This is a genomic window from Collinsella sp. AM43-1 (genome assembly GCF_003467925.1).
GTDB lineage: Bacteria > Actinomycetota > Coriobacteriia > Coriobacteriales > Coriobacteriaceae > Collinsella.
Genome location: NZ_QSFR01000009.1, coordinates 83,791 through 91,081 on the forward strand (window position 1 = coordinate 83,791; position 7,291 = coordinate 91,081).

Here is a 7,291-nt window from a genome sequence, read left to right on the forward strand (position 1 = left end):
ACCGTGGTTGCGGTTTTTGATGCATTGTTATCAAATAAAGGAGCTAACTTTTTTGAGAGTCCAGCCCGTTATGCAAGCAGGAGATACCTATGCCTACCGATTCCATCCGTGATGCCGCGTTTTGCGATGTTTTGAACCGCGAGCTTGTCTGTGCACTCGGCTGCACCGAGCCCATTGCCGTTGCCTATGCAGCGGCGCTGGCGAGCCAGACGCTCGGTTGCGAACCCGATCATATGGATGTTGCCTGCTCGGGTAACATAATCAAGAACGTTAAGAGCGTGACCGTGCCCAACTCGGGCGGTATGCACGGTATTGAGGCCGCGGCCGTGCTGGGCGCCGTGGGCGGTGACGCCAAGAGCGCGCTCGAGGTGCTCGAGAGCGTTAACGATGAAGACCGCGCTCGTGTGGCCGAGCTCCTCGCCGACGCTGGCTACTGCGATGTGTCGCTTGTCGAGGGTGTGCCCAACCTCTACATCAAGGTGACTGCGACGGCCGGGGGCCATACCGCGGTCGTCGAGATTACCGATCACCACACTAATGTCACGTGCCATACGCTCGATGGTATTCCGGTATGCGGCAAGTCGGCGGGGGAGTGCGCCGCCTGCGCCGAGCGCGTGGTGGCCGAGCGTGCGGCAGATAACGCCGATACGCCCATGTCCATTGATTCCATCATCGACTTTATCGAGGACGGTGACATTGAGGGCGCCCGCGCTGCCGTTGAGCGTCAGATTGAGCTGAATGGCGCAATCAGTGCCGAGGGCCTTGCGCACGCTTGGGGCGCCGAGGTGGGTCGTACGCTGCTAGGTGCTCGTGCCGATGACGTCGCCTGCCGTGCCCGTGCCCGTGCGGCCGCCGGGTCCGACGCCCGCATGAACGGTTGCGCGCTGCCGGTCGCCATTGTGTGCGGCTCGGGCAATCAAGGCATTACCTGCGCATTGCCCGTCATGGAGTATGCCGAGTACCTGCGTTGCGACCACGAGCGTCTGGTGCGCGCCGTGATGCTGTCCGATCTTATCGCCGTGCATATCAAGAGCTATATTGGTGCGCTTTCGGCGTTTTGCGGTGCTATTTGCGCCGCGTGCGGCGCCGGCGCTGCGATTACCTGGCTGTGCGGTGGCACGCGCGAGCAGATTGGCGCGACGGTCTCGAATACGCTCGGTAACGTGGGCGGCATCGTGTGCGACGGCGCCAAGGCGAGCTGTGCCGCCAAGATCTCGGCTGCCGTCGATGCAGCGATTCTGGGCCATGATATGGCCATGCAGGGTCGCGGCTTCCGCGCCGGCGAGGGCCTGATCCAAGATACCGTTGAGCAGACAATCGCCAGTATGGGCTACGTAGGCCGTGTGGGCATGAAAGATACCGATGTCGAGATCCTCAACATCATGATCGGCAAAACCCAAGTGTGCTAGGACAGTTCGTCGGCTACTTGGTGTTCGTAGAAGGCTTCTACTACGGCGTTAAAGTCGCGGGCGAAGCCTTCCATGGTTCCGCGCCAGGTGACTCGGTTGGGCTTGCCCTGGCCTACATAGGCAGTCTGAATGCCGCAGGCGGGACTAGGGAAGTCGCGTTTGGGATCGTTGCCCACCATAAGGACCTCGTGCGGTTCGAGTCCCATCACCTGAAGCTGCTCTAGATAGTAGGTGGCATCAGGCTTGCAGCGGGTGGCGTTTCCCATGTGCGTGACGAGCTCAAAGGGGGCGTCGGCCAGGTCGCCCCAACCCATGCGGCACTCGATGGCCCCCTGCGGAAAGCTGGGGTTGGTAAAGAGCGCGCAGCGCAGCCCTGCGTCCTGTACGGTCTGAAGCGCGGCGTGTGCGCCCGGCATGGCATGGGCGTTGATGAGTTCGTCATTCTTGTACGGAAGAACTTCGCGGTCGTAGTAGGTAAACGCCTCGTAGATAAGTGGGTCCGAGAGGCAAATGCCGCATCGGCGCTCGACCTCTTCTTGGTAAAACTCAAGATTGGTGCGATTGTCCGTGCTGCTGCGGCGATTGGCGTTGAGGTCGACCAGGATGGTGCCGAGGCGTGCCATCGTGCCACCGCGGCTGCGGCGCCCGATATCCGCGAGCATCGAAGAGACATCCTTAAAATATCGAAGGATGAACGCGTTGAGGTTGATGCTAAGAAGCGTTTCGTCCATATCGAAAACGACTGCTTTGAGCACGCGGGCACCTTTCTCGAAAAATCGTTCCAGAATCGTTGGCTTGGGATACTTTACTCCAAAGCCGTATGCCCAACTGCTTATCGTCAGCTTGTGGAGACAGTCGTTCACAAGATTGCGAAAAAGTCTCCATACGAGTAAAAAATGGCAGTTCACGCTTGAAATCGAACTCATTTCCCCGTAACCTATACGAACGTGATTGCATAAGCGTCACATTAGTATCTGTCGGCTCCCGAGTGTTCCTAAACGTTGTGTGCTTGTCGCACCCTTCTGTAGGTCCTAGCAATCGGGGCCCCGTAGTTCGAAAGGGGTCCACCTTTGAGTGAGATTCAGAACTCGTCCATTTTCTCTCTTGACGATGTCAACGAGGAGGAGATGAACAACCTCATCGACGGTACGATTACCGACTTTGATGAGGGCGATCTCGTTAACGGCACTGTCGTTAAGATCGAGCATGACGAGGTGCTCGTTGACATCGGATTCAAGTCCGAGGGCGTTATCCCGGTCCGCGAGCTGTCCATCCGCAAGGACGCTAACCCTGCAGACATCGTTGCACTCGGTGATCCCATCGAGGCTCTGGTTCTCCAGAAGGAGGACAAGGACGGTCGTCTGGTCCTGTCCAAGAAGCGTGCCGAGTACGAGCGTGCTTGGAACCGCATCGAGGAGAAGTTCAACTCCGGCGAGAACGTCGAGGGCGAGGTTATCGAGGTTGTCAAGGGCGGCCTGATCCTCGACATCGGCCTGCGTGGCTTCCTGCCCGCTTCCCTCGTCGACCTCCGTCGCGTCAAGGACCTCACCTCCTACATGGGCACCCGCATCGAGGCCCGCGTCATCGAGATGGACCGCAACCGCAACAACGTTGTCCTCTCCCGTCGCGTCGTGCTCGAGGAGTCCCGTAAGGCCGAGCGCTCCGAGATCCTGTCCAAGCTCAAGTCTGGCATGCGTCTCCAGGGCACCGTTTCCTCCATCGTCGACTTCGGCGCCTTCGTCGACCTCGGCGGTATCGACGGCCTCATCCACATCTCCGAGCTCTCCTGGAACCACGTCAACCATCCTTCCGAGGTTGTCAAGGTCGGCCAGGAGGTCGAGGTCGAGGTTCTCGACGTCGATCTCAACCGCGAGCGCATCTCCCTGGGTCTCAAGCAGACCACCGAGGATCCGTGGCGCGCACTGGTCAAGAAGTATCCCGTCGGCGCTATCGTCGAGGGCACTGTGACCAAGCTTGTCCCGTTCGGCGCTTTCGTCGATCTGGGCGAGGGCATCGAGGGCCTGGTGCACATCTCCGAGATGGCCAACAAGCACGTCGATCAGCCTTCTCAGGTCACCCACGTGGGCGACAAGGTTCAGGTCAAGGTCATGGAGATCGACCTCGACCGTCGTCGTATCTCCCTGTCCATGAAGTCCGCTGCTGAGACTCTGGGCGTCGAGATCGAGGTTACCCCGCTGCCTTCCGAGAAGAAGGACGAGGAGACTGACGCCGAGTAAATCGGTTTGACGATCACTTGTTTTAAGGGATCCGTCCGTAATGGACGGGTCCCTTTTTGCATTTGGCACCGAGATGCGCAATGCTGCCGGGCTGTCCACAGGCTATTGAATTGTCGGTGCATGAAAAAGCCGACATCCCGCCTCGGGGAGGAGGCGGGAACGCACCGAGTAGACGGAGGGGTGCGGAGCGCGGTCGCGTCTCGACTGACAACGTTGCCCATCGACGGGATTATTGTAGCGCATGGGCGCTTCTTGGTTTATCGTGTCGAGCGCTTGTGTTGTGCCGTTGCCTGTGGCGGCGGTGTGCTACACTCTTGCACTGCTGAGTGGGCCAGACGGTCGCGCGATGTACTGCTTGCGGTACGCGTGAGGAAAGTCCGGGCTCCAGAGGGCGGGATGCCGGCTAACGGCCGGGCGGAGTGATCCGACGGAAAGCGCCGCAGAAAAGAAGACTCCCACCTGCGTCGCAAGGCGTAAAGGGAAAAGCTGAAACGGTGGTGTAAGAGACCACCAGCGTCGTGGCAACACGGCGGCTTGGCAAGCCCCATCCGGAGCAAGCGCGAATAGGAACGCTATGGGCCGGCCCGGTCCGCGTTCGGGTAGCGTGCGTGGAGCTGCACGGTAACGTGCAGACAAGATAAATGACCGTTCACGACAGAACCCGGCTTATCGGCCCACTCGGCACTTTGTTGACGCTGCGAACCCGTCAGCGCGGCAATCTGCCTTTCAAACCTTCGGGCATGACCATAAGGTCAATGCCCTCGGCTTTCAAGGCACCTTGCTCGCGCTGACGGGTTCTCGCTTTCGTTGACGGAATCATCGGCGTTGCCATTCTTTTTACTAGGGTTATCGTATTATTGAGGCTGTTTGTTGCTGCGCTTTATTTTGTTGAGGGGCTTTGTTGGACAGCTATTTTACTCTGCAATCGAATATTGAGGTTTCGGGCGAGTTTGTGGACCGCAAGAGCCGGTTTATTGCCCAGCTGGTCCATATTGAGTCCGAGGACGAGGCGAATGCCTTTATCGAGATGGTTCGCAAGCGTCATTATGACGCTCGACACAATGTTCCCGCGTGGATTTTGGTCGATGGACGCGAGCGCCAGAGCGATGATGGTGAACCGAGCCGCACGAGTGGTATGCCGACGCTCGAGGTGCTGCGCGGTGCGGGGCTCAAAAATGTTTGCTGCGTAGTGACACGCTATTTTGGTGGCACGCTGTTGGGGCCTGGTGGTTTGGTGCGCGCCTATACCGCGGCGACGCAGGCGGCGGTGGCCGCGGCTCAGGAGGCCGGGCAGATCGTCGAGATGACGAGCGTCGTGCCGGTTGATGTGCATGTGGCCTATCCACAGTATGAGCAGGTGCTTCGCTTGGCGCAGGATTCGGGTGCCAAGGTTTCGGATACCGATTACGCGGATGCTGTGACACTTCACTTGGTGTTTAAAGCGGGGGAGCAAGAGCCGTTTTGCGCTAAGATGCGCGAGCTTATGGCGGGGCGCGAGGAGATTGAGGTCAGCGCTCCCGAGTTTGCTGAGTTCTAACGACGACGGCCGGCGTGCATTTGGATGAATCCCAAGCGCGCCGGCTGTCGTTTTATGTCGCTGCCGTTTACTCGGCGAGCTGCTTTAGTACATCGCAGGCGATTTCGACGGCATCGTCGATGCAACCGGGGCAGCTGCGGAGCGGACCCTTATCCGATCCGACGCCCTTGAGCGTGCCGCAGACGGTCGTCGTGTTCTTCTCGCCAAAACGTTTGGCGATCTCGCGCGACAGTTTGTAGGTCTGGCCCTTGGTCTTGGGGTTTTCCATGCCATCGCTCATTACAAAGCCCATGATGGCCACGGCGCCCGAGATGGCGCCGCAAGTTTCGGTCATGCCGCCCATGCCGGCGCCAAAGCCCTCGGTGAGGGTAAAGGCGACCTGGGGGTCGAGCCCGACGGCGGGCGCGAGCGTGCAGGCGACGGCCTGCGCGCAGTTAAAGCTGCGGGCGTGGTATTCGGCAGCCTGAGCCTGGCAGGTGGCAGTGTTGAGCTGAGTGGTATCAATCTGCTTCATCGGTGTCTCCTTGATTGCGGTGTACCCGCCTATGGTACCCTTGCTGGCGCATTCGCTTATCGAGACCGCAGTGCATATCTCATTGTTTTTCGCCATCGAACACTTTCTTAAGATTTGGGACAAATAAACCTGATTAATTTGTCCCATAACCTATCGGCGGGATGGGTTGAGAGGGGTGCGGGGTAGCGGTATTGTGAACCGAATAAAACAAAACCCAAGTAAGGGAGTTGGATATGTGCGAGCAGACTATCGGTACCACGTGCGTTCAGGGCGGCTATCATCCGGGCGATGCGGAGCCGCGCCAGGTGCCCATCTACCAGTCCACCACGTGGAAATACGACACGTCCGAGCACATGGGCAAGCTGTTTGACCTGGAGGAGTCGGGCTACTTCTACAGCCGTCTGCAGAATCCCACGTGCGATCTGGTCGCCGCCAAGATCTGCGAGATGGAGGGCGGCACCGCTGCGATGCTCACGAGTTCGGGCATGGCCGCGAACTTCCTCGCGATCTTTAACGTGGCCGGTGCCGGTGATCACGTGGTCGCGAGCTCTGCTATCTACGGCGGTACGTATAACCTGCTCGCCCACACCATGGGCCGCATGGGCGTGACTTGCACGTTTGTCGCCCCCGACTGCACCGATGAGGAGCTGGAGGCAGCCTTTGAGCCCAATACCAAGCTCGTCTTTGGCGAGACGATTGCCAACCCCGCCCTTGCCGTGCTCGATATTGAGCGCTTTGCCAAGGCCGCGCATGACCACGGCGTGCCGCTGATGGTCGACAACACCTTCCCGACGCCCGTGATGTGCCGTCCCTTTGAGTGGGGCGCCGACATCGTCACGCACTCTACCACCAAGTACATGGATGGGCATGCGGCCTACCTGGGCGGCGTGATCGTTGACCACGGCCAGTTTGACTGGATGGCCCATGCAGACAAGTTCCCGGGTCTCACCACGCCCGACGAGAGCTATCACGGCGTGACCTATGCCGAGAAGTTCGGTCGCGAGGGTGCCTTCATTACCAAGGCAACCGCTCAGCTCATGCGCGACCTCGGCCCCATGCAGAACCCGCAGGCGGCGTTTTTCCTGAATAGCTCGCTCGAGAGCCTGCATGTGCGTATGCCGCGTCATTGTGAGAACGGCCTGGCCGTTGCTAAGTTCCTGCAGAGCCATCCCAAGGTGCGCTTTGTGAGCTATCCGGGCCTGGAGGGCGATAAGTACTATGACCTGGCTCAGAAGTACATGCCCAACGGTACCTGCGGCGTCGTGAGCTTTGGCTTTAACGGTGGTCGCGCGGCGGCCGAGACCTTTATGAAGAGCCTTAAACTCGCCCAGATCGCCACGCATGTGGCCGATGCTCGCACCTGCTGCCTGCATCCCGCTAACGCCACGCACCGTCAGATGAACGATGAGGAGCTCATCGCCTGCGGCATCTCCGCCGACATGGTGCGCCTGTCGTGCGGCCTCGAGGACACGGCCGATCTGATTGCCGACCTTGAGCAGGCGCTCGAGCAGTGCTAGGCTAGCTTCTCGTATGAAGCGACGGAGCCTCTTGGGGTTCCGGTGACATATAGTTCCGATTCCGTAGGCGGGGGGGG

At 59.5% G+C, this 7,291-nt stretch carries 6 protein-coding genes and 1 other RNA gene; 5 read left to right on the forward strand and 2 right to left on the reverse strand.

Going from position 1 to position 7,291, the window contains the following annotated elements:
• Positions 1-89 precede the first annotated feature (89 nt).
• A complete protein-coding gene (locus tag DW925_RS05960; RefSeq protein WP_117629410.1) occupies positions 90-1,409 on the forward strand; it encodes a serine dehydratase subunit alpha family protein in 1,320 nt (439 codons plus the stop codon).
• On the opposite strand, the gene DW925_RS05965 is transcribed toward DW925_RS05960, so the two are convergent.
• Complete coding sequence (locus DW925_RS05965; RefSeq protein WP_117629411.1) at positions 1,406-2,164, reverse strand: HAD family hydrolase; 759 nt, start codon at positions 2,162-2,164, stop codon at positions 1,406-1,408. The genes DW925_RS05960 and DW925_RS05965 overlap by 4 nt on opposite strands.
• 315 nt (positions 2,165-2,479) lie before the next feature.
• Between DW925_RS05965 and rpsA the strand changes: the two genes are divergently transcribed.
• The 3 genes from rpsA to DW925_RS05980 all read left to right on the forward strand — a co-directional run bounded on the left by rpsA (position 2,480) and on the right by DW925_RS05980 (position 5,183).
• The gene (gene rpsA / locus DW925_RS05970; RefSeq protein WP_022095232.1) at positions 2,480-3,646 is read left to right on the forward strand and encodes a 30S ribosomal protein S1; all 1,167 of its coding nucleotides are present in this window, start codon (positions 2,480-2,482) and stop codon (positions 3,644-3,646) included.
• Between the two features lie 323 nt (positions 3,647-3,969).
• An RNA gene (gene rnpB / locus DW925_RS05975) (RNase P RNA component class A) lies at positions 3,970-4,331 on the forward strand.
• A gap of 213 nt (positions 4,332-4,544) precedes the next feature.
• Entirely contained in the window at positions 4,545-5,183 is a 639-nt protein-coding gene (locus DW925_RS05980; protein WP_195403962.1) for a YigZ family protein, read from the forward strand.
• Positions 5,184-5,250: 67 nt separating this feature from the next.
• Here the strand turns inward: DW925_RS05980 and DW925_RS05985 are convergent, their stop codons facing one another.
• Positions 5,251-5,697: a C-GCAxxG-C-C family protein gene (locus tag DW925_RS05985; RefSeq protein ID WP_117629413.1), complete on the reverse strand. Its 447-nt coding sequence runs from the start codon at positions 5,695-5,697 to the stop codon at positions 5,251-5,253.
• A 233-nt stretch (positions 5,698-5,930) separates the two neighbouring features.
• On the opposite strand from DW925_RS05985, the gene DW925_RS05990 reads away from it, so the two are divergent.
• Positions 5,931-7,214 carry an O-acetylhomoserine aminocarboxypropyltransferase/cysteine synthase family protein gene (locus tag DW925_RS05990; protein ID WP_117629414.1) on the forward strand — a complete coding sequence of 428 codons (1,284 nt, stop codon included), beginning with the start codon at positions 5,931-5,933 and terminating at the stop codon, positions 7,212-7,214.
• Positions 7,215-7,291 lie beyond the last annotated feature (77 nt).